The sequence below is a fragment of the Sandaracinus amylolyticus genome (assembly GCF_000737325.1).
Classification (GTDB): Bacteria; Myxococcota_A; Polyangia; order Polyangiales; family Sandaracinaceae; genus Sandaracinus; species Sandaracinus amylolyticus.
Genome location: NZ_CP011125.1, coordinates 4,491,141 through 4,517,082, shown reverse-complemented (window position 1 = coordinate 4,517,082; position 25,942 = coordinate 4,491,141). Strand labels below are relative to the sequence as shown.

Annotated in this window: 20 protein-coding genes; 12 read left to right on the top strand and 8 right to left on the bottom strand. The window is 73.8% G+C overall.

From position 1 onward, the window contains the following. Window positions 1-280 precede the first annotated feature (280 nt). The 4 genes from DB32_RS19180 to DB32_RS19165 all read left to right on the top strand — a co-directional run bounded on the left by DB32_RS19180 (window position 281) and on the right by DB32_RS19165 (window position 3,894). On the top strand, window positions 281-1,210 hold the full coding sequence (locus DB32_RS19180) for a hypothetical protein (RefSeq protein WP_157069177.1): 930 nt from the start codon (window positions 281-283) through the stop codon (window positions 1,208-1,210). Then, window positions 1,210-2,151: a hypothetical protein gene (locus DB32_RS19175; RefSeq protein ID WP_053233928.1), complete on the top strand. Its 942-nt coding sequence runs from the start codon at window positions 1,210-1,212 to the stop codon at window positions 2,149-2,151. The genes DB32_RS19180 and DB32_RS19175 overlap by 1 nt, the downstream gene beginning before the upstream one ends. A 67-nt stretch (window positions 2,152-2,218) precedes the next feature. Further along, on the top strand, window positions 2,219-2,713 hold the full coding sequence (locus tag DB32_RS19170; RefSeq protein ID WP_053233926.1) for a GNAT family N-acetyltransferase: 495 nt from the start codon (window positions 2,219-2,221) through the stop codon (window positions 2,711-2,713). Between the two features lie 23 nt (window positions 2,714-2,736). Further along, window positions 2,737-3,894, top strand: a complete 1,158-nt coding sequence (locus tag DB32_RS19165; protein WP_053233923.1) for a hypothetical protein — start codon at window positions 2,737-2,739, stop codon at window positions 3,892-3,894. Window positions 3,895-3,897: 3 nt separating this feature from the next. On the opposite strand, the gene DB32_RS19160 is transcribed toward DB32_RS19165, so the two are convergent. From DB32_RS19160 to DB32_RS19150, 3 genes are all read right to left on the bottom strand, one after another. Next, window positions 3,898-5,028 (bottom strand): DUF3570 domain-containing protein, encoded by a 1,131-nt coding sequence (locus DB32_RS19160; RefSeq protein WP_157069176.1) that lies wholly within the window; start codon window positions 5,026-5,028, stop codon window positions 3,898-3,900. A 260-nt stretch (window positions 5,029-5,288) separates the two neighbouring features. Then, entirely contained in the window at window positions 5,289-5,513 is a 225-nt protein-coding gene (locus DB32_RS19155) for a DUF4266 domain-containing protein (RefSeq protein WP_053233919.1), read from the bottom strand. Next, window positions 5,510-6,289, bottom strand: a complete 780-nt coding sequence (locus DB32_RS19150; protein ID WP_053233917.1) for a hypothetical protein — start codon at window positions 6,287-6,289, stop codon at window positions 5,510-5,512. The genes DB32_RS19155 and DB32_RS19150 overlap by 4 nt, the downstream gene beginning before the upstream one ends. A gap of 88 nt (window positions 6,290-6,377) precedes the next feature. On the opposite strand from DB32_RS19150, the gene DB32_RS19145 reads away from it, so the two are divergent. Together DB32_RS19145 and DB32_RS19140 are read left to right on the top strand one after the other, a co-directional pair. Continuing rightward, window positions 6,378-7,367, top strand: a complete 990-nt coding sequence (locus DB32_RS19145) for an AraC family transcriptional regulator (protein ID WP_053233915.1) — start codon at window positions 6,378-6,380, stop codon at window positions 7,365-7,367. 76 nt (window positions 7,368-7,443) lie between these two features. Then, on the top strand, window positions 7,444-9,816 hold the full coding sequence (locus DB32_RS19140) for an arylsulfatase (protein ID WP_053238867.1): 2,373 nt from the start codon (window positions 7,444-7,446) through the stop codon (window positions 9,814-9,816). 351 nt (window positions 9,817-10,167) lie between these two features. On the opposite strand, the gene DB32_RS19135 is transcribed toward DB32_RS19140, so the two are convergent. Beyond that, entirely contained in the window at window positions 10,168-10,773 is a 606-nt protein-coding gene (locus DB32_RS19135) for a hypothetical protein (RefSeq protein ID WP_157069175.1), read from the bottom strand. 259 nt (window positions 10,774-11,032) lie between these two features. Between DB32_RS19135 and DB32_RS19130 the strand changes: the two genes are divergently transcribed. The 3 genes from DB32_RS19130 to DB32_RS19120 all read left to right on the top strand — a co-directional run bounded on the left by DB32_RS19130 (window position 11,033) and on the right by DB32_RS19120 (window position 14,182). After that, window positions 11,033-11,986, top strand: coding sequence for a hypothetical protein (locus DB32_RS19130; RefSeq protein WP_053233911.1), 954 nt, complete (start codon window positions 11,033-11,035; stop codon window positions 11,984-11,986). Between the two features lie 45 nt (window positions 11,987-12,031). Continuing rightward, on the top strand, window positions 12,032-12,910 hold the full coding sequence (locus DB32_RS19125) for a hypothetical protein (protein WP_053233910.1): 879 nt from the start codon (window positions 12,032-12,034) through the stop codon (window positions 12,908-12,910). Between the two features lie 414 nt (window positions 12,911-13,324). Next, complete coding sequence (locus tag DB32_RS19120) at window positions 13,325-14,182, top strand: alpha/beta fold hydrolase (RefSeq protein ID WP_053238866.1); 858 nt, start codon at window positions 13,325-13,327, stop codon at window positions 14,180-14,182. On the opposite strand, the gene DB32_RS19115 is transcribed toward DB32_RS19120, so the two are convergent. Then, a complete protein-coding gene (locus DB32_RS19115) occupies window positions 14,179-15,426 on the bottom strand; it encodes a putative metal-binding motif-containing protein (RefSeq protein WP_053233908.1) in 1,248 nt (415 codons plus the stop codon). The genes DB32_RS19120 and DB32_RS19115 overlap by 4 nt on opposite strands. Before the next feature lie 153 nt (window positions 15,427-15,579). Here DB32_RS19115 and DB32_RS19110 point away from each other — a divergent pair, with 153 nt between their 5' ends. The 3 genes from DB32_RS19110 to DB32_RS19100 all read left to right on the top strand — a co-directional run bounded on the left by DB32_RS19110 (window position 15,580) and on the right by DB32_RS19100 (window position 18,542). After that, the gene (locus DB32_RS19110) at window positions 15,580-16,746 is read left to right on the top strand and encodes a hypothetical protein (RefSeq protein ID WP_053233906.1); all 1,167 of its coding nucleotides are present in this window, start codon (window positions 15,580-15,582) and stop codon (window positions 16,744-16,746) included. After that, window positions 16,743-17,882 (top strand): esterase/lipase family protein, encoded by a 1,140-nt coding sequence (locus DB32_RS19105; protein ID WP_053233904.1) that lies wholly within the window; start codon window positions 16,743-16,745, stop codon window positions 17,880-17,882. Before DB32_RS19110 ends, DB32_RS19105 begins: the two co-directional genes overlap by 4 nt. A gap of 69 nt (window positions 17,883-17,951) precedes the next feature. Then, window positions 17,952-18,542 carry a CDP-alcohol phosphatidyltransferase family protein gene (locus DB32_RS19100; protein ID WP_053233902.1) on the top strand — a complete coding sequence of 197 codons (591 nt, stop codon included), beginning with the start codon at window positions 17,952-17,954 and terminating at the stop codon, window positions 18,540-18,542. A gap of 9 nt (window positions 18,543-18,551) precedes the next feature. Here DB32_RS19100 and DB32_RS19095 read toward each other — a convergent pair whose 3' ends face one another. From DB32_RS19095 to DB32_RS19085, 3 genes are all read right to left on the bottom strand, one after another. Then, on the bottom strand, window positions 18,552-22,187 hold the full coding sequence (locus DB32_RS19095; protein WP_053233900.1) for a hypothetical protein: 3,636 nt from the start codon (window positions 22,185-22,187) through the stop codon (window positions 18,552-18,554). A gap of 40 nt (window positions 22,188-22,227) precedes the next feature. Then, window positions 22,228-23,802, bottom strand: a complete 1,575-nt coding sequence (locus DB32_RS19090; protein ID WP_053233899.1) for a hypothetical protein — start codon at window positions 23,800-23,802, stop codon at window positions 22,228-22,230. A gap of 403 nt (window positions 23,803-24,205) precedes the next feature. Next, the gene (locus DB32_RS19085; protein WP_157069174.1) at window positions 24,206-25,933 is read right to left on the bottom strand and encodes an ADP-ribosylglycohydrolase family protein; all 1,728 of its coding nucleotides are present in this window, start codon (window positions 25,931-25,933) and stop codon (window positions 24,206-24,208) included. Between the last annotated feature and the right edge of the window lie 9 nt (window positions 25,934-25,942).

The following is a 25,942-nucleotide window of genomic DNA, read 5'->3' as shown; positions in this document are numbered from 1 at the left end:
GCGTCGAGAGCGCGATCACGTCGCAGTGATCGTGCACCTCGTGCTCGAAGTGACACGCGCTTCCGCGGCGACGTGTACGAGATCGTCATCTCCGACCGCGCGCTCCAAGGTGACCCCCAACGACGGCGTGAGCGAGATGAGCCTCGTCGCGCTGGCTCGGCGCGCACTGGTCGCTCTGATCGCGCCCTGGGGTTCTCCTCAGTTCCTCGGCGCGTCGCACCTCCAGCACCGTCCACCCGTGATCGCGCGTCGAGACGTCTTCGCGATCACGGGAGGCTCGATGGCGATTCGAACCGGATGGGAGCGCGCGCTCGTCGCGTGCGGTGTGATGCTGAGCGGCTGCGTCGCCGACGTCGGCGACGCGGAGCTCGGCGTCGCCCGCGAGGCGCTCTGCCCGCCGTACACCGAGATGGTCGCAGGCGGGTGCACGCCGACCCCGACGTTCGTCGGCGGGGTCGAGCTCTGGCTGCGCGCGGATCGCGGCGTGATCACCGCCCGTGATCGCCGCCGCGTGACGCAGTGGCAGGACCAGTCGCCGAACGATCGCCACGCGGTCGCCACGGTGAGCGGCACCGGCCCGGCGGCCGTCGTCCCCGGGCTGATCGAGCCGCGCCACGCGATTCGGTTCGTGCCGAGCGGCGCGTGGTCGGTCGCGACGCAGGACACCGGGATGCTCACCGTCGATCTCTCGCCGATCGCCGGCGCGCACGGCGTCACCGTGATGGTCGTCGCGAGCCGCGAGAGCGAGACCACGAACGATCACGTGCTCGGTGCCGGCGTGGGCACGACGGGCTGCCCTGCGGGCGAAGGCGGCGCGTTCTTCCTCGGGTACAGCGACGCCGATCACGCGACGATGGACACGAACTGCCGCGCGCTCGTCGCTCAAGCGTGGTTCGAGCCGCTCCCGCGGATCCTCACCGGGATCGCCTCGCCGGTGCCGCTCTTCGGAGACGGACACCTCCGCGAGCTCTACGCCGGTCCCTACGAGCACGTGCACGTGCTCGATCCGTACGAGCCCTTCGTCACGACGGCACCGCTGCTCGACGGTCGCATCGGGCGCGGCTTCGGCAGCACCGGGACCGACACGCGCTTCGACGGCGACGTGCACGAGATCGTGATCTTCGATCGCGCGCTCGAAGGTGAGCCGGACGACCTCTCGAGCGAGCTCGGCCTCGCGACGAGCTGGCTCCGCCGTCACTGGGGGCTCTGATGCGCGCGCTCGCATGCACCGCGCTCGTGGCGGCACTGCTCGCCGGATGCGCGCTCGACGTCGGCGATGCCGAGCCCGGCGCCGAGGAGCTGGTCGTCGTGCCGCCGCCGGATCTGCCGAGCTGTCCGCCGCACATGGAGCTCGCGAGCGGCAGCTGCACGCCGACGCCGTCGTGGGTCGGCGGGCTCGCGCTCTGGCTGCGCGCCGATCGCGGCGTCGAGACCACACGCGATCGCCGCACGATCACGCGCTGGCGGGATCAATCGTCGGCGCACCGCGACGCGATCGCCGCCGCACCCGGCACCGGTCCGATCGCGATCACGCCGGGCCTCCTCAGCCCGCGCCCGGCGGTGCGCTTCACGCCGACCACCGCGTGGTCCGAGGAGACCGCGGATCACGGCATGCTCGCGCTCGAGCTCGCGACGCTGCTCGCGTCACCCGCGGGCTTCACCATGTTCGTCGTCGCGCGCACCGAAGACAGGCCCGGCGCGGTGCTCGGCGTCGATCACGGTCACGCAGCGTCGTGCTGGAACGGCGCCGTGCCCGGGCTCGCGCTCGGTTGGCGTGTTCGCGCCGAGGTGACGCTCGACGGAAGCTGCGTCTCGACGACCGCGCCGATCGAGATCGATGCCGGCCCGCACGTCCTCGGCGCATCGGTCGAGACGATCACGCTCCCGATGGGCGGTGCGACCGACCTCGTCGCGATCTGGGCCGACGACCAGCCTGTCGGCGGCACGTTCACGCCAGGCGTGCGGGTGCTCTCGAGCCTCTCGAGCGAGGCCAGGATCGGCCGGGGCGGCATCGGCACCAGGGACTCGCGGCTCCACGGCGACGTCTACGAGATCGTGATGTTCGATCGGGCGCTCTCGGGGGTGCGTAGCGATCCCGCGAGCGAGGTCGGGATCGTGACGCAATGGCTGGAGAGCCACTGGGGCCTCTGAGCGCCGCGCGGGGACCCGGTGGCGCGTGATCGACGCCGCGCGCGGCCCCGCGCAGACTCGGTCGAGCATGGCCGACGACCTCTCGTTCTCCCGCGCCGGCGCCGAGCATCTCCCGCGCTTCGAGCAGATCCGCGCCGCGGCGTTCGCGCCGGTGTTCGCGTCGTTCCGCGCCATCCTCGGCGACGAGCTCTACGAGCTCGTCCAGGCGCGCGACGACGCCGCACAGCCTGCCCTGCTCGCGTCGATGCTCCAGCCCGACTCGGGCTGGGAGGTCTACGCCGCGCAGCGCGCCGCGATCGTCGTCGGGTTCGTCTCGGTCCGCCTCGACCCCACCACGAAGGTCGGCGAGATCGGCCTCAACGCCGTCGATCCCGATCACGCCGGCCACGGCATCGGCACCGCGATGTACGACTTCGCGCTCGCACGCATGCGCGAGGCCGGCATGCGCGCCGCGACCGTCGGCACCGGCGGCGACCCGAGCCACGCGCCCGCGCGTCGCGCCTACGCGAAGGTGGGCTTCGACGCCGCGATCCCGAGCGTGTGGATGTCCCGCATCCTCTGATCCCGCGCGCTATATCCTCGCTCGTGTCCCGCCCCGCTCCGAGCCAAGCGCCCCGCGGCATCGCGCCCGAGCTGCTCCTCTCGCAGGTCCGCAACACCGCGCCGTACGTCTTCGACGAGGGCGTGATCGACACGCCGCCCGCGACCTTCGTGCGCGAGCTCGATCGCGCGATGCCCGCGTCGCTCTCTCACGCCGAGTACTTCCGGCTCTGCGTCAGCGCGCACTACCTCACGTGCGCGACCCCGGTGCCGACCGACGTCGACAACCAGATCCGCCGCAAGCTCTGGGCGCCCGGCCTGCCGCTCGTCACCGCGCTCGAGATGGGGCGCCTCGTCCTCGAGAGCCGCGGCTGGGACTTCACGCCGCTCACGAGCCGCGCGAGCTACGGCGCGAAGGGCACGGAGTGGGAGCACGTGCCGCTGCACGGACACGCCGGCGAGTGGTTCACCGTCGCAGCGGGCGCGTACGCCGCGCTCGGTCAGTACCGCGCCGCCGACGCGAAGACGCTGCGCGCATCGCTGCTCGAGGCGATCGCGCGCGAGACCGAGCAGCACTCGCAGATCTTCGGCTCGCTCTGGCGCGCGAAGGACGGAGTCGGCGCGCTGCTCGCGTCGGTGAGCATCGCGCACAACTTCGGCGATCTCGATCGTGTGATCGACATGTGGGATCTCCCGATCACCGACCCGCTGCGCCGCGACTTCCACGGGCTCACGACCTCGCCCTTCGACGCCGAGCGCAACCTCCGCCACATGGGCCGGCTCTGGACCGCGGGCGAGCTCTACAAGTCGGTGATCGACGGCTCGTCGATGGCGCTCGAGAACCACCGACACTTCGCGCTGCGCAAGCCGCGTGGGCTCCGCGCGCGCCCCGAGCTGCGCGTCCCGCTCGGGCCCTTCTTCGACGCGTGGGGCGCGCGCGTCGCGACGATGCTCGAGGGCGAGAGCCTGCTCGAGACGATCGACGCGCTCGTCGCCGGATGCGAGCGCATGCCGACCACCGCGGGCTACGCGCGCGCCCTCCACGCGATCCGCGAGGCACGCCCCGAGCTGCACGAGCGCTCCGACGCGCTCACCAAGAGCGCGCACTTCCGCGCGCTCCTCGAGACTCCGCGCGACGTGTTCGAGGCGCGCTGGAACGACGCCGCGCTCACGCTCCTCGACGAGATCCCGGGCCGCGCCTAGTCGCTAGAACGCCTGGCCCCACGTCAGCGCGACGCGCGTCACGTCGAGCCCGTTGGTCCGCACGTAGTGCGCCCCCTCGAGCTCCAGCCAGCTGCCGCGGTCGTAGATCCAGCGCAGCGCGCCGCCGCCCTCGATCGCGACGAGCTCCGCGAGATCGGAGTCCGCGGTGCGCGGCCCGGGCGCCCCGTCGTCCTGCAGCAGCGAGGTCCAGAGCCACGGGGCCGTCTGCGTGTGCACCCGCGCGTCCGCGCGGATCCACAGCGTCCCCGGGATCACGTACTGCGTGATCCCCAGCTCTCCCGTGTGCGCGACCACGCCGAGGTCGTCCGCGTAGAGCCGGTACGCCGCCTCGCCGAACGTCATCGTCTCGAGCACCGCCTGGCGCAGCGTCGCGCGCACCGCGTAGCGCGCGCGGGTGTCGGGGAGCACCTCCGCCGCGCGCCCACCGGCGAGCGTCGGCACCGAGCCCCACGTCGTCGCGAGCTCTCCTGCCTGCAGCGTCGCGCCGCCCGCGAGCTCGATCATCGTCGTCGGCGAGAGCAGCTGCGCGAGCGACACGTTGAACGTCGCCGCCACGCGCCCGCGCTCCTCGGGCGTCGACCCGTTCGGCAGGATGCGATCGAGGTGATCCGCGATCACGTCCGCCGACACCACGAGCGTCGCGTTGTCCTCCGCGAGCTCGCGCGCGATCGAGAGCCCCACCGTGCCCGAGCGCAGCGTCTCCTCGACGTTGCCGCCCCAGCGCGCGGTGACGCGCGTGTCCGCGTCGAGCGCGAACCGGTGCGCCACGTGGAGCCCCACCGCTTCGTTCACGAGCGATGCCGTCGACACCGCGTCGAGCGCATCCGCCGACGCGCTCGTCACCACGTCGATCGGCACCGTGATCTCGTGGACGGTCTCCCTGCCCTCGCGCAGCCGCGCGTAGAGCGCGGGCTGGTACACCTCGAGCGCCTCGCTGCCCGGCGCCCGCGGATCGTCGCTCGCCTGCGACTGCCATCCCGCCCCGCGCTGCACGAACGTCGCGAACCGCGCCTCGAAGCGCTCGAAGCGCAGCCCCTCGTCGTCCTGCGACGACGCGACCCCCGGCACCGCGAGCAGCACCACGAGCAGCGCGGCGCTCACCGACCCGCGCACCACCCGCCGAGCACGACGCCCGTTCTCCAGACACGCCCGCCGACGACCAGCGTTCTCGAGACTCGCCCGCCGCCGACGACACCCGTCCTCGAGACGCGCGCGCCGCCGACGACACCCGTTCTCCAGACGCGCCCGCCGCCGACGACACCCGTTCTCCAGACGCGCCCGCCGACGACGAGCAAGGGGGCGTAGGGGCCCCCGCGCAGCGCCGCCGGAGGCGGCGGCCGGGGTTCGAAAGGGGGCGGAGCCCCCTTGGGCAACTAATTCCCGCACGCGCATCCGCCCCCCGCGCTCGTTCCGTCGCCGCCCGCCGCCGCCTCGCGCGACGTGTACAGCTGCCGCCGCGAGCGCACCGCCAGCGCGCGCGACGCCGGGTCCATCGCCGGATCCACGAACGCCCCGCGCTGGTACGCGGGCACCACCACGCACCCGCTCGCTGCCCACGCGATCCCCAGCGCCACCACGACCACCCCGCGCGCGCTCACCGCGCCGCCTCGCTCGCGCGCAGCGACACGATGCTCAGCGCGTCCGCCTCGACCGGGATGCGCTCCGACGCGATCCGCTCGCTCGCGCGCCACACCTCGACCCGCAGCGACCCGCTCGGCGGCAGGTTCACGATCGCGAAGCGGCCGCTCGACGACGTCTCGGTCCCTCCGCTCGTGAGCGCCCCGGGCACGTCGGACGGCGACACCAGCAGGCTCCCCGCCGTGATCTCGCGCCCCGCGTCGTCGACGATGCGCGGCACCACGCCCGCGAGCGGCGCGCCGTCCGCCCCGCGCACCACGCCCGCGACGTGCCCGCGCCCGTCCTGCGCCGTCACGCCGGCGTCGCGGAACATCGCCGCGAGCACGACGCGCGGCACCGTGTGCAGGCGCAGCGGCCCCGCCCCCGGCTCGACCACCGCGCCGCTCGCGATCGTCCGCACGAAGCTCGCGTCGGGCATCACGCGGTACGCGAGCCGCGCCCCCGCCGCGAGCTCCGCCACCAGCGCGCCGTCCGCGCCCGAGCGCAGCGCCACGCACGCCGGCGCCGCGCACGCGTCTCCAGCCGTCGGCGCACCCTCGACGAAGAGGTGCACCACCGCGTCGCCCCGCCGCGCGTCGGGCGCGCCGTACGGCACCACGACCAGCGCGCGTCGCGCCGCCGCCTCGCCGCCCGCGCTCCGCGTCGCCGGGGGCACGCTCTCGGGATCCACACACCCGCCGTGCGCGAGCGACAGCGCCAGCGTGACGGCGATCGGAAGCAAGCAATCGGTCTTCATGCGCGAGACCTAGCGAGCCCACGCGCCACCGACTCGACCGCTCCGGACGCGCGACCGTGCCGGAGCGGACACGCTATCCTCGGAGCGCGTGCCGAGCACCGTCCGCACCGACGCGGTCGAGCAGATCCTCGCGATCGCCGAGCGCGCCGGCCTCGATCGCGCCGCTCTGCTCGCGCGCGCGCGCATCCCCGGCGACGTGCTGCGCGGCGGCGGCGGGCGCATCGCGGTCGAGCGCCTGCACGCGCTCTGGCACGCCGTCACCCGCGACGCGGGGCGCGCCCTCACCTCGAAGGTCGCCGCGCACGCGCGCGTCGAGGGCTTCGGCCCCTACGGCTTCTCGATCCTCACCGCGCCCACCGCGCTCGACGCGCTGCGCACCGCGACCGAGCACTACCCGGTCATCAACGACGACGGCCGGTGGAGCGTCGAGCTCGGCGCCTCGCGCGTCGTCGCGCGCTGGGCCCGCGCGGGCGCCGCCACCGCCGGGGTCGACGCGGCGAGCGAGTCGATCGTCGCGCACTTCGTGCTCGGCCTGCGCAGCATCGTCGACGGTCCGATCCGCGTCGACGAGGTGCGCTTCGCCCACGCCGCGCCGCGCGGCGTGCGCGCGCTCGAGGAGGTGCTGCGCGCGCCGCTCGTCTTCGACGCGGGCGAGAACGCGATCGTGCTCCCGCGCGCCGACCTCGACGCCGTGCCGCGCCTCGCGTCGGCGCCGATGCACGCGTTCGTCACCGGCTTCGTCCGCGACGAGCTCGCTCGCATCGCCCCCGAGCGCACGTTCGTCGATCACGTCGCCGACGCGCTCGCCGCGCGCCCCGACGCGCGCGCGAGCCGCATCGCCGCCGAGCTCGGCGTCACCGAGCGCACCCTCCGCCGGCGCCTCGCCGACACCGGCACCTCGTTCCGCGCGCTCGTCGACGCGCGGCGCGCCGCGATCGCCCTCGACCGCGTCGAGCACACCGACGATGCGATCACGCGCATCGCGATCGAGCTCGGCTTCACCGACGCGAGCGCCTTCGCCCGCGCGTTCCGCCGCTGGCACGGCCGGAGCCCCTCGAAGGTGCGCGACGCGCGCTGAGCCGCGCCGCCACCCCCGACGCGCAGCACGGGTACCTGCGTTGCACGCGAGCGTCTCGCCGACCGGAGGAGAGACGATGGCGAGCGACTACGACGAGTACGAGCCGGGCAAGCCGTTCCCGGGCCGCATCGGGATGACGGTGGACGAGTCCACGCCCGCCTGGCCCGCGTACCGCCGCGCGAAGGACGGCGCGCCCAACGTGCTGATCTTCGTCCTCGACGACGTCGGCTTCGGACAGCTCTCGTGCTTCGGCGGCCTCTGTGAGACGCCGAACCTCGATCGCCTCGCATCCCGTGGCCTGCGGTACACGAACATGCAGACCACCGCGCTCTGCTCGCCGACGCGCGGCGCGCTGCTCACCGGCCGCAACCACCACACGCTCGGCCTCTCCGCGATCACCGAGCTCTCGATGGGCTTCCCCGCGCACAACGGGATGGTCGGCTTCGAGCACGGCTTCTTGTCCGAGATGCTGCTCGAGCACGGCTACAACACGTTCGCCGTCGGCAAGTGGCACCTCGCGCCGCCCGAGGAGACCACGCAGGCAGGCCCGTTCACGCGCTGGCCGCTCGGTCGCGGCTTCGAGCGGTACTACGGCTTCCTCGGCGGCGACACCGACCAATGGCACCCCGATCTCACCGAGGACAACCGTTCGGTCACGCCTCCGCGCACGCCCGAGGAGGGCTATCACCTCAACGTCGATCTCGCCGACCGCGCGATCCGGATGATCCAGGACGCCGACGCGAGCGCGCCCGAGAAGCCCTTCTTCCTCTACTACGCGACCGGCGCCGGGCACGCGCCGCACCACGTCGAGAAGTCCTGGATCGATCGCTATCGAGGCCGCTTCGACATGGGCTGGGACGCGTACCGCGAGCAGGTGTTCGCGCGTCAGCTCGAGCTCGGCGTCATCCCCGCGGGCACCACGCTCTCCACGCGCGATCCCGACGTGCCCGCGTGGGACACGCTCTCCGCCGACGAGAAGCGGATGTACGCGCGACAGATGGAGGTCTACGCAGCGTTCCTCAGCCAGACCGACCACCACTTCGGCCGCATCCTCGACTACCTCGAGCGCATCGGCGAGCTCGAGAACACGCTCGTCGTCGCGATCTCCGACAACGGCGCCAGCGCCGAGGGCGGCGTGCACGGCACGTTCAACGAGATGCTCTTCTTCAACGGCGCGCCCGAGCGCCTCGAGGACAACCTCCGGCACTACGACGACTGGGGCGGCCCCGACACGTTCCCGCACTACGCGTGGGGCTGGACGTGGGCCGGCGACACACCGTTCCGGCGGTGGAAGCGCGAGACCTATCGCGGCGGCACGAGCGACCCGTGCATCGTCTCGTGGCCGCGCGGCATCCCGGCCTCGGGCGAGATCCGCACGCAGTACCTGCACGTGATCGACATCGTGCCGACGATCCTCGAGACGCTCGGCCTCGAGCCCCCGAGCACGATCCGCGGCGTCACGCAGTCGCCCATCGAAGGCGTCAGCTTCGCGCACACGCTGCACGACGCGGCCGCGCCGACCAAGCACGTCACCCAGTACTTCGAGATGTTCGGACACCGCGCGATCCATCACGACGGCTGGCGCGCGGTCTGTCCGTTCCCCGGTCCGAGCCTCACCGAGGGCGCCAGTCGAGGCTGGCTGTTCGGCAGGACGTCCCTGACGCGCGAAGTGCTCGAAGAGCTCGACCGCAGCGGCTGGGAGCTCTACCACCTCGACGAGGATCCCTCGGAGACGCGCAACGTCGCCGCCGAGCACCCGGAGATCCTCCGCAGCATGACCCGGCGCTGGTACGTCGAGGCCGGCCGGTACGGCGTGATGCCGCTCGCGGCGGGCGACGTCGCGCGCATGAACGTCCCGCGGCCGACGGTCGCGCGCCCGCGCGACCGCTACGTGCTCCAGCCCGGCGGCGCGCCGATCCCGTTCGCCGCCGCGCCGCGCATCTACAACCGCCCGCACAGCATCACGGCGAAGGTGCGCATCCCCGCGGGCGGCGCCGAGGGCGTCCTCCTCGCGCACGGCAATCGTCACGGCGGGTACTCGCTCTACGTCGCCGAGGGCCGGCTGCACCACGTCCACAACTACCTCGGGCTCCACAAGATGAAGGTCAGCTCGAACGTCGTGCTGCCCTCGGGCGAGCACACGCTGCGCTACGAGTTCGAGCCCACCGGCGCGCCCGATCTCGCCGCGGGCAAGGGCGTGCCGGGGCGCAGTCAGCTCTACCTCGATGGCCGCCTCGTCGGCAGCGCCATGCTCCCGTTCACCGTGCCCAACGTCTTCGGCATCGCGGGGCTGAGCTGCGGGCGCGACCACTACGACGCGGTGGTTCCGTCCGAGTACCGCGCGCCCTTCCCGTTCACCGGCGAGCTCGTCGAGGTCGTGATCGACCTCTCCGGCGAGCTCACGCGCGACCACCAGCGCGACATCGATCGCCTGATGGCGCAGCAGTGAGCTTGCCGGAGTGCTCGTCCCGCAGGTCCCGCACGGGAGCGCGCGAAGCGCGCGGACGGTAGGGACCGGCGGGCGAGCCGATCTCTCTGCCGGAGTGCTCGTCCCGCGGGTCCCGCACGGGAGCGCGCGAAGCGCGCGGACGGTAGGGACCGGCGGGCGAGCCGATCTTTCTGCCGGAGTGCTCGTCCCGCAGGTCCCGCACGGGAGCGCGCGGAGCGCGCGGACGGTAGGGACCGGCGGGCGAGCCGATCTTTCTGCCGGAGTGCTCGTCCCGCGGGTCCCGCACGGGAGCGCGCGAAGCGCGCGGACGGTAGGGACCGGCGGGCGAGCCGATCTTCTGCCGCCTTCGAGTCAGCGGAAGTAGTACATGAACCCGGCGGCGCCGAGCAGCCGTCCGCCGATCGACACGCTCTCGAAGTCGCCGTCCATGAAGAGCAGGTTCGCGCCGATCGTCGCCTCGAGCGCGATGTTCCGCCCGATGAACGAGCGGATCTTCGCGCCGGCGAGCGCCTCTCCGAGCACCTGCAGCTGTCCGCCCGCGGGCTCGATGTACCCGACGCCTCCGCCCACGCCGAGCGAGAAGTCCGCGATGGGCCCGCGGTGGACCGGGAAGAACACGCGCACGGTCCCGCGCACCGAGCTCTCGAACGCGTCGGACAGGAACACGCCGAGCAGCGCATCGACGTGCAGCACGCCGAGATCGTAGGTCGCGGCGAACGCGCCCGCGCCCGCCGTCGGCGCGGGCGCGAGCAGCACGACCTGCGTCCCGAGCCCGAACACCGGCACCGCGAGCTCGGGGACCGTCGTCGGCTGCGGCGGCTGCGCGGCGGTCGCCGGAGCGGCGGCACGCGCGTCGGCTGGAGCGTGCGCGTCGGGCGATCCCTCCTGCGCGCGAGCGCGCCCGGCGAGCGCCGCGATCAGCGCCGCGGAGAGGACCCATTCGACGGGACGTCGCATCGTCGGGTCCGACAGGAGCGAACGCCGAGCCAGCTGCGCCCCGGCGCGATCGCCCGTCATCGCGCTCACGACGTCCCTCGATCGCGATCCTCGCGCACGCCGCACGAGCCCGCGCGCGGAGAGGACCGCCGCCGCGTCCTCACGCGCGCGGTTCGCGCGATCGACGCGCTCCGAGCCGGGCACGTGAGTTGCGCGAAGCGCTCTCGTGACCCGACCTACCCCCAGCGCGGTCGTCCCTGCATCGGCCATCTGCGCCTGCGTGCTCCTCGCGGCAGGCTCCGCGCTCGCGCAGACGACACCGCTCCCCGCCGAGGATCCGCACCCCACCGCACGCTCGGCGCGCAGCGTCGGCGGCCACGCGTACTCGGAGTTCGAGAACATCGAGCTCCCCTTCGTCGCGACGCGCGTCACGAGCCGCACCGGCATCGGCGTCTCGCAGTTCGAGCTGCGCGGAGAGCGCGTGCCGCGGCGCGACCTCGAAGGTGATCTCGCGCAGCTCGATCAGCGGTTCGTCCTCGGCATCGCGCTCACCGAGTGGCTCGGGCTCGAGGTCGGCGTGCACGGCGGCGCGATCGGCGGCATCGACTACGACGCCGGGCTCGTCATCGGCGCGAACGGGTTCGGCGGCGGGCGGCTCTCCGGCGTCGTGCGCGTCGTCGAGACCGACGCGTTCCTCCTGTCGCTGCGCGTCGACGTCACCGCCGGCGCCGCGGCCGGCATCGCGCCCGCGCGCACCGTGATCCCGCTGCTCACCGGACAGCGTCCGCCGGAGAGCCGCCTCCGCTCGCCCGACTTCTCGGGCAGCCGCGGCACCCTCGGAGGCTCCGTCACGGGGGTGCTCACGGCGACCGAGTGGCTCGGCTTCGCCGGCAGCTTCCGCGCCGAGGCGCGCCGCGTCGAATTCGACGACGTCGAGGACGACGAGGGCTGGCTCGGCGGCGCGCTCGGCGCGTCGTTCAACTTCGGATCGCTCGGCGTGCCGCTGCAGATCCTGCTCGGCTCGCGCGTGAGCTGGAGCTTCGCCGACGAGATCGACGACCTCGCGCTCTCGATCGTCGAGCCGGCCGACGAGGTCGTCGTCGAGCCCGAGCTCGGCTTCTACTACTTCGATCCGAAGCTGCCCGAGCTCGAGGTCGGCCTCAGCACGTCGTTCGCGTTCTCCGACGAGACGCGGCGCGGGCGCGTGGGCCTCAACCTCGCCTATTGGTTCTGACCGGCGACTTGCGCGCCCGCGCGCGCCGTCGATACCGTCGCGCGCATGGCCACCTCGAAGAAGACCACCCGCAAGGCGACGACCGCGCGCCCTTCCCCCACCGTGCAGATCGCCGAGCGCTCGCTCGCCGCGCTCGCGCCGCTGCGCGAGCCCGAGCGCGCGGCGTTCCTCGCGCAGACCACACCCGAGGATCGCGCCGCGTTGGGCGCGCGCACCCGCGCCGACGGCGTGCTGCGCGACCTCGGCCCGCTGATCGCGCACATCGACGCGAGCGTCGCGAAGTACGGCACGACGATCCGCTACGGCGCGCCGCGCCGCGCGTTCCTCGCCCAGACGACGCTCGAGCTCGCCGACGCGCTCGCTACCGCGACGGGCAAGCGCGACGGCGCGACCTCGGCGTCGGCGCAGCGCAACGCGGCGCTGCGCCGCGGGCGCGCGGTGTTCGGCGATCTCGCGCACGCGCTCTCGTCGATCGCGCGCGGCAGCGCCGAGGCGGCGCGTCTCGACGCGGTCGAGCGCGACTTCGATCACGAGGACACGCTCGCCCGAGGTCTCCGGCAGCTCGCGGAGCTCGCGCGTGGTTGGATCGAGCGCGCGCGCACCGACGAAGCGGCGCGCGCGCTCGTCGCGGGCGCGCACCTGACCGAGGCGGACGTCACGAGCGCGGAGCGGGCCGCCGAGGCGCTGCTCACCGCCGGCGCCGATCGCGTCGGCTCGGGGCGCGCGAGCGCGAACGATCCTCCCGAGGTCAACGTCCTCGAGGGCATCGTGCTCGCGGAGGCGCGCGAGGCGTGGCGCGCGTTCGAGGCGGCGCGCTCGAACCACCCGTCGATCCCGCGGCTGCCGCTGGGCACCGCGCTGCGTCAGGTGATCGGCACCCGCCCGAAGCGCGCAAAGCCGAAGCCCGCCGCGCCCAAGACCTGAAGCGCTCCCCACGCCGAGCGACCGGCTCGCGTCCGAGCCGGTCGCTTCGCGTCTCGCGTCGCGGCCGTGCTTCGCGCGCTGGCCGCTGCGCTTCCCGCGTCGTCCGCTTCGCTTCTCGCGGCGTGGCTGTGCTTCGCGCGCCGGCCGCTGTGCTTCGCGCGCCGACCGCTTCGCTTCTCGCGTCGTGGCTTGCTTCGCGCGCTGGCCGCTTCGCTTCTCGCGTCGTGGCTTTGCTTCGCGCGTTGGCCGCTTCGCTTCTCGCGTCGTGGCTGTGCTTCGCGCCCCGGCCGCTTCGCTTCTCGCGCGCTCGCGTCGCTGCTCGTGCCCGTCGGGTCGCGGCTCGGCGGAGCGCCTGGCCTCGAGGCACGCTCGATCGCGTGGCGGACCGAGCCGGTCACCACCAAAGATCGCGCGATGGACGACACGAGCTTCGAGCCCGCGCGACGCGGGCGCACGCGCCTGCCGAGCGGGCGGTTCCTGGGCTGGTCGGAGCAAGGGCCGGAGCACGGCGCGCCCGTTCTCTTCTTCGGCGGCGCGGGCACGAGCAGCGCGCTCTCGATGCGGCGCGAGGACGTCGAGCGCGCCGGCGTGCGGCTCGTCGCGGTCGATCGTCCGGGGCTCGGCGCCTCGGATCCGCTCGCGGGGCGCACCCTCGCCGACTGGGTCGAGGACGTGCGCGACTTCGTGATCGCGCGCGCGCTGGGCTCGCCCGCGATCGTCGCGTTCTCGCAGGGCGCGCCGTTCGGGATCGCGTGCGCGGCCGACGAGATCGGGCGCTCGCTCGTGATCGTGTCGGGCACCGACGAGCTCGCGGCGCCGCACCTCGCGGAGCTGCTGGTGCCCGACGTGCGCGGCATCGTGCAGCGCGTCGCCCGCGATCCCGAGGGCGCCGAGGCGTTCTTCCGCGGGATGACGCCTGCGATGATGCGCCAGATGGTGCTCGCGATGATCGGCGACGCCGATCGCGCGGTGTACGCCGACCCGGCGTTCGACGCGGCGTACCGGCGCGCGCTCGACGAGGGCTTCGCGCAGGGCGGCGAGGGCTACGCGCGCGACACCGTGCTCGCGTTCGGCGCGTGGCCGTTCGACCTCGGGCGCATCTCGATGCCGGTCTCGCTCTGGTACGGCGCGGAGGACACGAGCCCGGTGCACTCACCGGACCTCGGCGCGTCGCTCGCGCATCGCATCCCGAGCGCGCGCCGCACCGTGATCGACGCCGCGGGCGGCGCGATCCTGTGGACCCACGGCGAGGCGATCCTCGCCGCCATCTAACGACGACGACGGCGCGCGGCCACGACGAGCGCGAGGGCCGCGATCCACGGCAGCACCGAGCTGCTCGCGCGCGCTGCGATCGAGCATCCGCCCGACACCGGCGGCGGCGGTGTCGTCGTGCTTCCGTCGAGCCGGCTCACGCCGCCGTCGCGGCGCGGCGTGCCCTCGCCGACGCAGAGGCCGAGATCGCACATCTGACCGTCGGGGCAGAGGTCGCTCTCCTCGTCGGTCGCGCCGTCGCAGTCGTCGTCCCACGCGTTGCAGGTCTCGACGCCGGGATCGCCGGGCATGCAGTCGCGCTCGTCGCACGAGAGCGACGCGCGCGCGCACATGCCGACGCCGCAGACCGGGCGCACGCGCTCGTCGACGCGTCCGTCGCAGTCCTCGTCGCGCCCGCCGCAGACCTCGGTCGCGCCGGGGTTCGTGCCGGGATCCCGATCGTCGCAGTCGTCGTTGCCGACCCCGTAGCCGGGGCGATCGCAGCCGGTCACGGGATCGCCCTCGCGCCCGCCCCAGCCGTCGCCGTCGGCGTCGGGATAGAGCGTCGCGGTCGCGGTGCCCTCGTCGACCGTCTCGTCGCAGTCGTCGTCGCGGCGGTTGCACGCCTCGGTGCCGCCGGGGTGCGCCATGCCGTCGTTGTCGTCGCAGTCGTCGTCGCGCGCGGACCAGCCGTCGCGCGCCTCGCACGCGGTGATCGATCCGCGCGAGGCCGCGCCGTATCCGTCGCCGTCGAGATCGCCGTAGAACGTCGAGCCCGCGCAGCCCCACACCAGGCTGCGGCGGATCGTCGCGCCGCCGTCGCCGCGCGAGCCGCCGTCGCGGTTGGCCGACATGCCGCCGATGGTGAATTGCACGTCGCCCGTGCCGCTCGGGACGACGTAGTCGACCTCGAACGTGACCCAGCCGCCGCTCGCGGTGCGCGGCGTGCTGTGCACGATGACGTCCTCGCCCGTCGCGCGCGTGCCCTCGCCGACGGTGCGCAGCGAACCGGGGCCGCTCGTCGCGATGCGGAACCCGCCGGCGCTGCCGTTCACCGCTTCGATCTCGATGCGGATGCGCGCCGTCGAGCCCGGCGATGGCATCGCGGGCGTCGAGGTGAAGCGCATCATCGGCGCGCGCCCGCCGGAGTGACAGCCCGAGCAGTCGGCGACGTCGATGCCGCGGCCGTACGCGTGAGCCGTCGCGCTCGCGACCCAGATCGAGCCCACGAGCAGAAGACCCACGCTCCACCGCTGGCTGGTCATCCGGCGCGAGCGTATCGCGCGCCGCGCGATCGCGCATGCGACGGCGCATGGCGGGGTGGCGGCGGGTGGCGGGCGGGCCCGCCCGATCGCGGTGCGAAAACCGTTGGAACGCGTCGCGCGGAGCGCGGTCGTGCGCTTGCTCGTGGGCCGCGCATGGACCGAACGACGACATGGGTGTGCGCGGCGATGGTGGTGCTCGCGGGCTGCGCGGCGGAGTTGGACGAGGGCGAGGCGAACGACGGGGGACCGGACGGCGTGATCGTGATCGACGACGCGAAGCTCGACGCGCTGAGCGAAGCGCGCGTGCGCGCGGAGGGGCTGACGGTGTGGATCGATCCCGCGATCGACGGGCGCGTCGAGGGCGGCGTCGGGCGCTTCGTCATCGCGGGGCGCGCGTCGCGCGACGTGCTCGAGGTGACGAGCGCGCGCGGCGTGACGCGCGTCGTGTCGGCGCGTCGCTTCGAGGTCGAGCTCGACGAGGACGAGATGTCCGAGGTCGTGATGGGCATGCCACTGCGCGTCGCGCTGCGCGCCGCGCGTGCGCCCCACGCGCGCTACGTGGTGCGGCTCCGGGTGCGGCCGCGCATCGGCGCGGGGAGCGGTGAGCGCGAGGTGGCGATCGCGTCGGGGCTCTCGCCGGTGTGGATCGACGGCGGCGCGCGGTATCGAGGCGCGGTCACGCTCGGCAGAGCGCTCTCCGAGCCGCGGATGATCGCGCCGTCGGGCGGAGAGATCGCGCTCGTGGGCGAGATGCCGGTGCTGCGCTTCGATCTGCGGTACGACGACGTCGCGCGCGCGGCGTCGGATCGCAGCGCGCGCCTGGTGGTCACCGCGCGTCGTCGCAGCGGCATCGTGCGCCGCACCGCGGAGGTCGAGCTCGTGGTCTCGGAGCTCGCGATCACGCACCACGATCCCGACGCGGTCTGGCCCGACGACGTCTGCGCGGCGGACGTGCTGGTGTGCCTCGAGGACGCCGGGCGCGACACGTCGGTGTGTGGCGACGCGTGGCGCGTCACGCGGTGTCGCTTGCCATCGCGCTTCGTCGGTGATCTGCGCGCGCACTTGATCGAGTGGTACGCGGTGCACGAGGGCGACGTGCGCGCGGCGGGCGGCGCGACGCTCGCAGAGGCGCAGCGCGCGATCGAGGCATCGCGCGTCGAGGAGCTCCGCCACACCGACGACGATCCTCACGGGCACGATCGCGCGACGACGCGCGTGCTGCGACACCCCGACGTCGTCTTCCCCGGCAGCGACCGGGTGTGGCACGGCGCGTACGCGCGCGAGAGCGGGGATCTCCTCGAGATCTACGCGTTCGAGTGAGCTACACCGAACGAGTGCGGCACCACGTGTACCTCGTGCCGGGGTTCTTCGGGTTCGCGAACTTCGGCGACTTCCGCTACTTCGCGCACGTCCGGGAGCACCTGCTCGCGTGGACGCGGATGCGCGGCGTCGACGCGGTGATCCACTACGCGCCGACGTTCCCCACGGCGTCGCTGCGCCGGCGCGCGGGGCGGCTGGTGGAGATCATGGCGGAGACCTCGGGGGACGGCGGGCCGATCCACCTGATCGGGCACTCGACCGGCGGGCTCGACGCGCGGCTCGCGGTCGCGCCGCGCGCGTCGCTGCACTGCGCGGTCGATCCCGAGTCGGTCGCGTCGCGGGTGCGCACCGTCGTCGCGGTGACGTCGCCGCACTACGGCGCGCCGACCGCGGCGTTCTTCACGAGCCTGCTCGGGCAGCGGCTGCTCTTCCTGCTCTCGCTGGTCACGATCTACGCGATCCGGGTGGGCACGATCCCGCTGCCCGCGCTCGTGGTCCTCGCGAGCGCGCTGGGATCGACGGGCGCAGGCAGGCTGGTCGCGGGCGGTGTGATCGAGCAGGTCTACGATCTCGTCATCAAGGACTTCAGCCCCGAGCGGCGGCTGCAGATCGAGCAGGTGTTCGCGCAGGTGCGCAGCGATCAGACGCTGCTCGTGCAGCTCACGCCCGAGGGCCTCGATCTCTTCAACGCGCTCGCGACCGAGCGCGACGGAGTGCGCCGCGGGTGCGTGGTCGCGCAGGCGAAGCCGCCGACGCTGGGGCGTCAGGCGCGCGTGGGCCCGAGCCCGACGAACCAGGCGATGTACAACGTGTACCGCGCGCTGTACGCGATCGCGTCGTCGCTCCCCGAGCACCTGCTCCCGGCGCCCGACGACGCGCAGGCGAAGGTGCTGATCGATGCGTACGGCCGCATCCCGAGCGCGAAGGGCAACGACGCGATGGTGCCCACGCGCTCGCAGGTCTGGGGCGAAGTGGTGCACGCCGCGTGGGCCGATCACCTCGACGTGATCGGGCACTTCCACGCGCCGCACCGTGCACCGCTGCACGTCGACTGGATGCGCACGATGAGTGACTTCGGGCAGCGCGAGTTCGAGGAGATGTGGGACGACGTCGCGCGCTTCGCGTTCTCCACGTGAGCCCGAGAGGGCGTGGCAGCGCCCGCCGCCGGGGCTACCTGAGAGAGAGCCGCTCTGTATGGTGGGCGCGTGAGCCACGGGACCGAGACCAGCTTGCTGCGCGAGCTCGCGCGGCCGTGGAACCTCATGAGCCTGGTGCGGCTGCCGCTCGCCGTGGTCGCGCTGCTCGTGCGCGCGGAGCCGCTCGCGGTGCTCGCGCTGATGGTCGTGGCCGGGATCTCCGACGCGCTCGACGGAGTGATGGCGCGGCGCGCGCACGCGGATCCGAAGCTGGGCGAGTGGCTCGACCCGGTCTGCGACAAGGTGTTCGTGCTCGCGGTGCTCGCGGGCGTGTGGATCGAGCGGCAGCCTCCGTGGTGGCTGCTGGTGCTGACCGCCACGCGCGAGATCCTGGTGGTGCCCGCGGGCATCACGCTCGCGGTCTCGGTGGGGACGTTCCGCTCGCGCATCGAGTACTGCGCGCGGCCGAGCGGGAAGGCGACGACGGTGGCGCAGTTCCTCGTGCTCGGCGCGCTGCTCTTCGACGTCGATCAGGTCGCGCTGCCCGCGGCGATCGCCGCGGCGGTGCTCGGGCTCGCGGCGGGTGTGGAGTACGGCGTGCGCGCGCGCGCGTGCCTCGATGCGCCGAGGGGCACGCCGGCGGCGGGCGCCGCGGAGTAGCCGAGCGGCTCAGCGCGACGCGAGGGTGGCGAGGCGCTCGTCGCTCTCGCTGTCGGAGGGATCGAGACGGCGATCGATCGCGTACGCGGCGCGCAGATCCTCGCGCGCGCGGACCGGCGCGAGGCGCGCGATCATCGCCGCGTCCGCGGCGCTCTCCGCGATCCAGAGCTCGTCGACGCGCAGCACGACGGGATCGAGCGCGCTCAGGGCGGCGACGGCATCGCGGACGTCGCTCGACGCGCGCACCTGCGCCGCCTGCGCGGGATCGTTCGACGCGTGATGGAGGATCGCGACGACGGAGAAGCGGCGGCGCTCGGCCTCCCAGCGCACGCGGAGCGATGCGTCGCGCAACAACGCGCGCGTCACGTGCGCCTGCGCGAGCATCGACGACGCGCCGAGCTCGGGCCACGCGGCGGCCGCCTCGCGGTACGCCGCGATCGCGAGGTCGACGTCGGCGTCGCGGCTCTCGGCCCTCACGGTCGCGCGCTCGAGGAGCGCGTTCCCGCGGATCGTCAGGAGCGCGGCGACGGCGCGCGGATCGCGACCTCGACGAGCGCGCGCCAGTCGATCGTCGGCATCGGCGAGCGCGCGCTCCGCGTGCACGAGGATCTCGGCGTCCCACTCGCCGCGCTCCCACGCCGCGCGCTGCTCGTTCACCTCGAGCTCGCCGACGCGCGCGATGCGCGCCTCGAGATCGACGAGCGCGCTCGGATCGCCGCAGCGACGCAGCAGCGCGAGCTCGCGCTCCCAGGCGCCGGCGCGCCGCGGAGCGAGCACCTGCTCCTGGTGCGTCAGCTCGATCGCGCGGCGGATGCCGGGATCGTCGCGCAGCGCCGCGATCACCTCCGCGCGGTGCGCGCCCGCGGTCATGATGCCGAGCAGCGCGTCGGCCTGGCTGCGATCGAGGCGCAGCGCGCGCCCGTCGAGCCATCGCGAGAGGACGCGCAGCGTGCCGCGGAAGCGATGCGCGTCGGCGAGGTTCGAGATCGTGATGCTCTGATCCGGCGCGAGGCGGACCGCGCGCTCGAGGCGATCGAGCGCGGCATCGAGGTGCGAGGGATCCGCGGTGGCCTCGTAGCGCGCCCCGAGCGCGACCGCGGCGTTGTTGAGCGCGGGCATGTCGCGATCGCCCGCGCGATCCCAGTCGCGCGCGACCTCCGCGAAGAGGCGGTCCGCGTCGTCGTAGCGACGCTCGCGCAGCGCGCGCTGCCCGCGGACGTCGGTCAGCCGGGTGCGCACCTCGGGCGTGTCCTGCGGCGCGCGGGCGAGCCACGTCTCGGTGTCCTCGATGCGGTCCGCGAGGATCGAGAGCAGCATCGCGGCGCGACCTGCCTGCGGCTGCTGTCCGCGCTCGTACACGCCGGTCGCGACCTCCCTCGCGCGCGGCTCGAGACCGAGCTCGCGATACGCGCGCGCGACCTGGAGCGCGAGATCCTCGTCGCCCGAGGCGAGCACCGACTGGAGCTCCTGCTCGCCCTGCCCTTCGCGACCGAGACGGTAGTACACCTGACCGAGCCCGAGGTGGTACGCGGGGACGCTCGCCGCCTCGGCCTGGATCGCGAGGAAGAGCCGCTCCGCATCGGCGAGCGCGCGATCACGCTCGGCGCCACTGCGCTCTCCACCGCGGCGCAGCTCGATCATCGCGAGCTGGAGCACCGACGGAACGATCGGCGCGATCGCTTCGTAGCGAGCGCGCGCCGCGCCGAGCTCGGGATCGCGCGAGAGCTCGCTCGCGAGGTGCTCGGAGACGATCGCGCGGGTCTCGTCGTCGCTCGCGACGCGCAGGCGCGCCTGCACCTCGGGCGGGCCGAGCCCCATCTCGAGCCGCGAGACGAGGGACTCGGTGCGCTCGCGCTCGATGCGCGACATCGCCTGCTGGGCCTCGCGCAGCTCGCCGAGTCGCGGCATCACGCGGCGCGCGAGGAGCGCGCGCGCATCGTCGAGGTGCCCCACGTCGAGCTCGGCGGCGGCGAGGCTCGCGAGCGCGGTGGGCGCGAGCACGCCCGGGCTCCCGAGCGCGCGGAGCGTCGCGGTGGCGGCAGCGCTGTCGCCTCGTGCGCGCGAGAGATCGGCGAGCGCGGCGACGCAGTCGTGATCGTCGGGGAAGCGCGCGAGCGACGCGCGGAGGAGCGCTTCGTCGCCCGACGCCAGGGCGGCCGCGCGCTCGGCGTCGGCCTGCATCGCGTCGGCGGCGGCGAGCGCGTCGCTCACGCGATCGCGCAGCGGCAGCGTGTCCATGCGCGCAGCGCTCGCCCACGCGCGGAGCGATCGCGACGCGGCGAGGACGAGCGAGGGCGACGCGATCACGCGCTCGACGATCGGCGCCGCGGCGCGCACGCCCGCTTCGTCGAGCCCGCTCGCGACGTGCTCGTCGAGCGCCTCGAAGGGCCACTCGGGCGCGAGGCGCTCGCCGAGCGCGCGATGGAGAGCGCTCCGCCGCGCGTCGAGCGGCGACGACGGTGTGGTGACCGCGATCCCGCGCTCGACGACGGTGAGCGCGGCGCGCAGCGAGCGCTCGTCGCGCTCGCCGAGCTCGCTCGCCCACGCCGCCACGCGCTCCTGGAGGTGTCGCTCGGGCGCGCCGCTGCGCGCGTACTGCGGCACCGACTGCCAGCGCGTCATCGCGCGGTCGAACGCGTCGAGCCGATCCTCGGTGAGCGGCGTCGGAACGGTGCTCGCGAGCACATCGACGTAGCGCACGCCGACGGCTTCGCGATCCGCGAGATCGAGATCGTACCCCGCGCCCGCGAGCAGTCCGTCGTACGCCGCGAGCGACGCGTCCACGTCGCCGCGCGCATCGACCGCACGAGCGTCCTCGAGCGCGATCGCGGCGAGGCGCGACGGCGAGCTCAGGTAGCTCGAGACCGCCGTCGAGACGACGCCGAGCACGACCGCGGCGAGCAGCGCCCAGCGCCACCCGCGCGCGAACGCGGAGAGCGGCTCCTTCGACAAGAAGAGGTACGAGCCGTGGCCCTGATCGATCACGCGGTACGCGCCGAGCGGGAAGATGGGGACGAAGAGCGCCGAGATGCAGTGCGTGGTGACGTACGAGCCGTCGTCGCGACGATCGCGCTCGCCGTAGATGCCCACGCCGAACCCGTTGACGCGGAAGAGCGCGGGCGCGCCGTTCGTGAGCGGCCGCGAGCCGTTGAGCACGGTCTCGATCAGCTTGCGGAGACCGGCGTCCTTCGCGGTGCGCCGCGCCTCGCGCAGGATGCGATCGCCCACGTCGAAGTCGCCCTGCCGGTGGTTCCAGCGCGCACGGCACAGCGCGAGGTGCGTCGCGGGCTCGCGCATCGCGCCCTCGAGCTCCTCCGCGACGAGGCCTCGTGGACCGAGCTTGTGCGCGGCGCGCAGCAAGCGCACCGCGCCGCTCTCGTCGGCGGATGCGCGCACGATCGCGCTGAGCTCGATCGCGAGGAACGCGACGTTGTCGGCGACCTTCTCGCGGGCGCCCGGCGGCAGCTCGATCGCGAGCGTCGCGAAGCTCGCGATCACCTCGTCCTCCATCCGACGCCGGAGCTCGGTGACGTGGTTGCGCAGGCGCGGCCAGTCGGCGCGCGCAGGGTCGGGCTCGTGATCGCGGTGATCGACTGCCTTCGCGACCGCGTCCATCGCTCGGGTCAGCGTCTGGATCGGATCCATGCGAGGGAGGGCGTACGCTCACCTCGCGCGCGCCCTCCCCTCACGGCGCGCGGTCGAGCACCGCGTAGCGGAACCCCGCGCGGATCAGCGCGGGCACGAGCGCGCCGGGCACCTCGCGGGCGTCGAGGATCTCGGTGCGACCGTGCTCGTTCTCGTCCGCGAACACGAGCCAGCGGAGGCGATAGCCCGCGCCCTGCCAGCGCGCGCGATCGAGGCCGTAGAACATGTCGAGGTCGGGCTCGATCCAGCACGCGACGAGATCGGGACGCCGCCCGAGCACGTAGTCGGGATCGTACGCGTCGTGACCGACGTCGAAGCGCGTGCGCTCGCGATGCGCGAGCTCGCGATCGTTCAGCCCGAGCATGTCGATCGCGCGCAGGCCCGAGAAGAACGGAATCTTGCCCGCCGCGTCGACCGCGATCGTCGCGCCCTCGGGCGCGTGCTCCGCGAGATGACGACCGAGCGCGACCCAACGATCGGTGCGCGTCGTCGTGTAGCGGAAGCGCAGATCGAACACGCACGGGAGCAGGTGAACGAGGACGAGCGCGCCGGCGATCGCGGGCGTCCATCGCGCGAGGCGGCTCGTGCTCGCCGCGATCGAGAGCGCGAGCGCGCTGCCGACGAGATAGAGCCCGACGAGGAAGCGCTCCTGGAAGACGTCGCCGCCGACCCACACCCAGTACGCGACGACACCCGCTCCGAGGAACGCGGCGTAGCTCGGCACGAGGCGTCCGCCGCGACGCGCGAGCACCCACGCCGCGCCGATCGCGACGAGCTCGAGCGCGAAGCCCTGCTGCGTTGCGACGATGCCGAGCTGCACGATGCCTGCGGGCACGCGCATCCAGAACGGCGCCGAGACCTTCGCGTAGTAGGTGTTGGGAAGGACGTCGCCGTAGTACGAGAGACGGAACGCGAGCACGGCGGCGAACGCCAGCGCACCTGCCGCAGCGAGCGCGCCCGCGACGCCGAAGTGTCGGCGCAGCGCGAGGAACACGACGGCGATCCCGACGCCGATGAATCCATCGGCGCGCACGAGCACCGCGCAGATCGCGATCGAGGCCATCGCGACGAGCTCGATGGGACGCGCACGATCGCGCTCGGCCATCGCGTCGACGATCCTCCACAGCGCGACCTGCAGGAGCACGACGACCGGCGTCTCGAGCCCGGACGCCACCGCGATCCAGAGCGCGGGCTGGATCGCGACCACCCACGGCGCGATCACGCGGAGATGCGCGGGCAACACGCGCCGCAGCCACGACGCGACGAGCGCCGCGGCACCGAGCGCGGCGAGCAGGTTGAGCCCGACCGCCCACGCGATCACTCCGTCGCGACCGAGCAGCGCGAGGCCGGGCACGCAGAGCAGCAGATACCCGAGGTTCGTGAAGCCCTCGACGCGCTCGCCCGCGTTGAACACGAGCCCGTCGCCCGCGAGCAACCGCTCGGCATAGCGGAACGAGATGAACGCGTCGTCGCTGCCGAGCGCGTGTCCCGAGAGGTCGGAGTGCGAGTACCCGAACGACGCGTGCGCGATGCACGCAGCGGCGAGCGCGACGCCCGCGAGCGCCCACGAGATCCGCTCCGCGCGCGTCCAGGCTGGTGCTGACTGCGTGACCAAGCGCCAGAGCTTAGGAGACGCCCCGGCCCGGGCAAGCGGCTCGAAAATCGGCTCGCCCGCGTGTCCCTACCGTCCGCGCGCTTCGCGCGCTCCCGTCCGGGACACGCGCGACGAGCACTCCGGTAGGGAGTCGAAATCGGCTCGCCCGCACGTCCCTACCGTCCGCGCGCGCTTCGCGCGCTCCCGTCCGGGACACGCGGGACGAGCACTCCGGTAGGGACTCGAAATCGGCTCGCCCGCACGGCCCTACCGTCCGCGCGCGCTTCGCGCGCTCCCGTCCGGGACACGCGGGACGAGCACTCCGGTAGGGACTCGAAATCGGCTCGCCCGCACGGCCCTACCGTCCGCGCGCGCTTCGCGCGCTCCCGTCCGGGACACGCGGGACGAGCACTCCGGTAGGGACTCAGATCTCGAGGGCGAGCGCGAGCAGATCGTCGCTGCGCTCGACGTCGCGCACCCACGCGTCGGGCAGCGCACCGAGCCCGGCGCGCGCACCGGCGAGCGCGCCCGAGAGCGTCGCGAGGCTGTCGCTGTCGCCGGGGCTGTTCGCGCCTTCGAGGATCGCGCGCTCGGGATCGTCGGGCGAGCGCGCGAAGAGGTAGACCGCGGCCGCGATCGCCTCGTGCGCTGCCCAGCCGCGCAGTCGATCGAGCGTCGTCTCGGGCGCGACGCCGCCATCCGCGTCGTCGAGCGCCTCGGCCATCATCACCGCAGTGCGCGCGCTGTACCGCGCAGCGGCGGCGATCATCTCGCTGAGCACGACGCGCGTCGGATCGCCGCGCAGCACGCGCGCCACGCCGATCGCCATCGCCGCGCTGGCCGCGAGCGCGATCGGATCGCGATGCGTGAGCTTGCTGTGCGCGACCGACCACTCCTCACAGCGCGAGAGATCGTGGGCGTAGAGCAGGCCGAACGGATACGCGCGCATCACCGATCCGCATCCGCCCGCGGTCGGTCCACCGGCGCGCGACCAGTGCTCACCGCGCGCGAGCGCGCGCGACCCGCTGAGGCACGCGTTGCCCGGCGCGCGATGTCCGCCCTGCGGGCGCTCCGCCCACTCCACGAACGCACGCGCCATGTGCTGCATCGTCGCGTCGAGATCCGCGCCCTCGCGGCGCGACCACAAGAGCGAGCGCAGCACCGCTTCCGCCATCTGCGTGTCGTCGGTGTACGGCGCGAAGCGCTTGCCGCCGCGCTCCCAGTAGAGCTCGAACGCGGTCACGCCGTGAGGCGGCCACTTCCGGCGGATCGCCTCGAGCGACATGAACTCGGTGGGGTGCCCCATCGCATCGCCGATCGCGGCGCCGAGCACCGCGCCGCCGACCGCGGAGGCACGCGGAGAGAGAGCGCGCGCACGCGGCGTGGCGGGACGGATCTCCGGCGGGATCGTCTCGCGGATCGCCGCTTCGGGGAGCTCGGGACCGAGGTCGTCGTCGTCGAGCTCGCGCGCGCTCCAGAGATCGCCCTCTTCGCCGTCGTCGATGGCACTCGCCGACGCGACGTGCTGCGCGATCTGCTCGAGCCACTCGCGCTGCGCGTCGCTGCTCGCCACCTTGCGCCCACGCAGCTCGCGTGTCGCGCGCAGCGCATCGTCGAGCGCGCGCCCGCTGCGCACCTGCAGCGCGACTGCGATGGTCCCCGCGCGCCCCATCCCTTCGCGCGAGACGAGCACGACCTTCGCGTCCTCGGAGACGTGCGACTCGATGCGCTCGAGCACCTCGTGCGCGTCTTCGCAGGGCGCGCCCTCGGGCACGATCGGGAGTCGGATCACGACGAGCTCGCGCTCGTCCGCGAGATCCTCGATCGCGCCGTACCCGCCGCGCGCGCGCTCCTCGTCGGTCGTCAGGTCGACGAGCACGTCGGCGCCCTCGGCGCGCAGCGCGTCGAGATCGCTCGCGAGATCACGCGACCACTCGATGCCGGTCTCCGCGATCTCGACGACGCCGGGCGCGTGCGCGACGCCGATGCGCGGCTCGACCCACGTGACGCGCATCGGATGCGTGCTCGACGTGACCTTCGCGGGCGCATCGGCCACGACCGTGCCCGGGCTCGACTTCGTCGGACGCGCGACCTCGGCGCCGAGCAGATCGAGCTGCATCGTCCCGTCCCCGCTGCCTCTTCGCTCTCCCATCGATTCCCC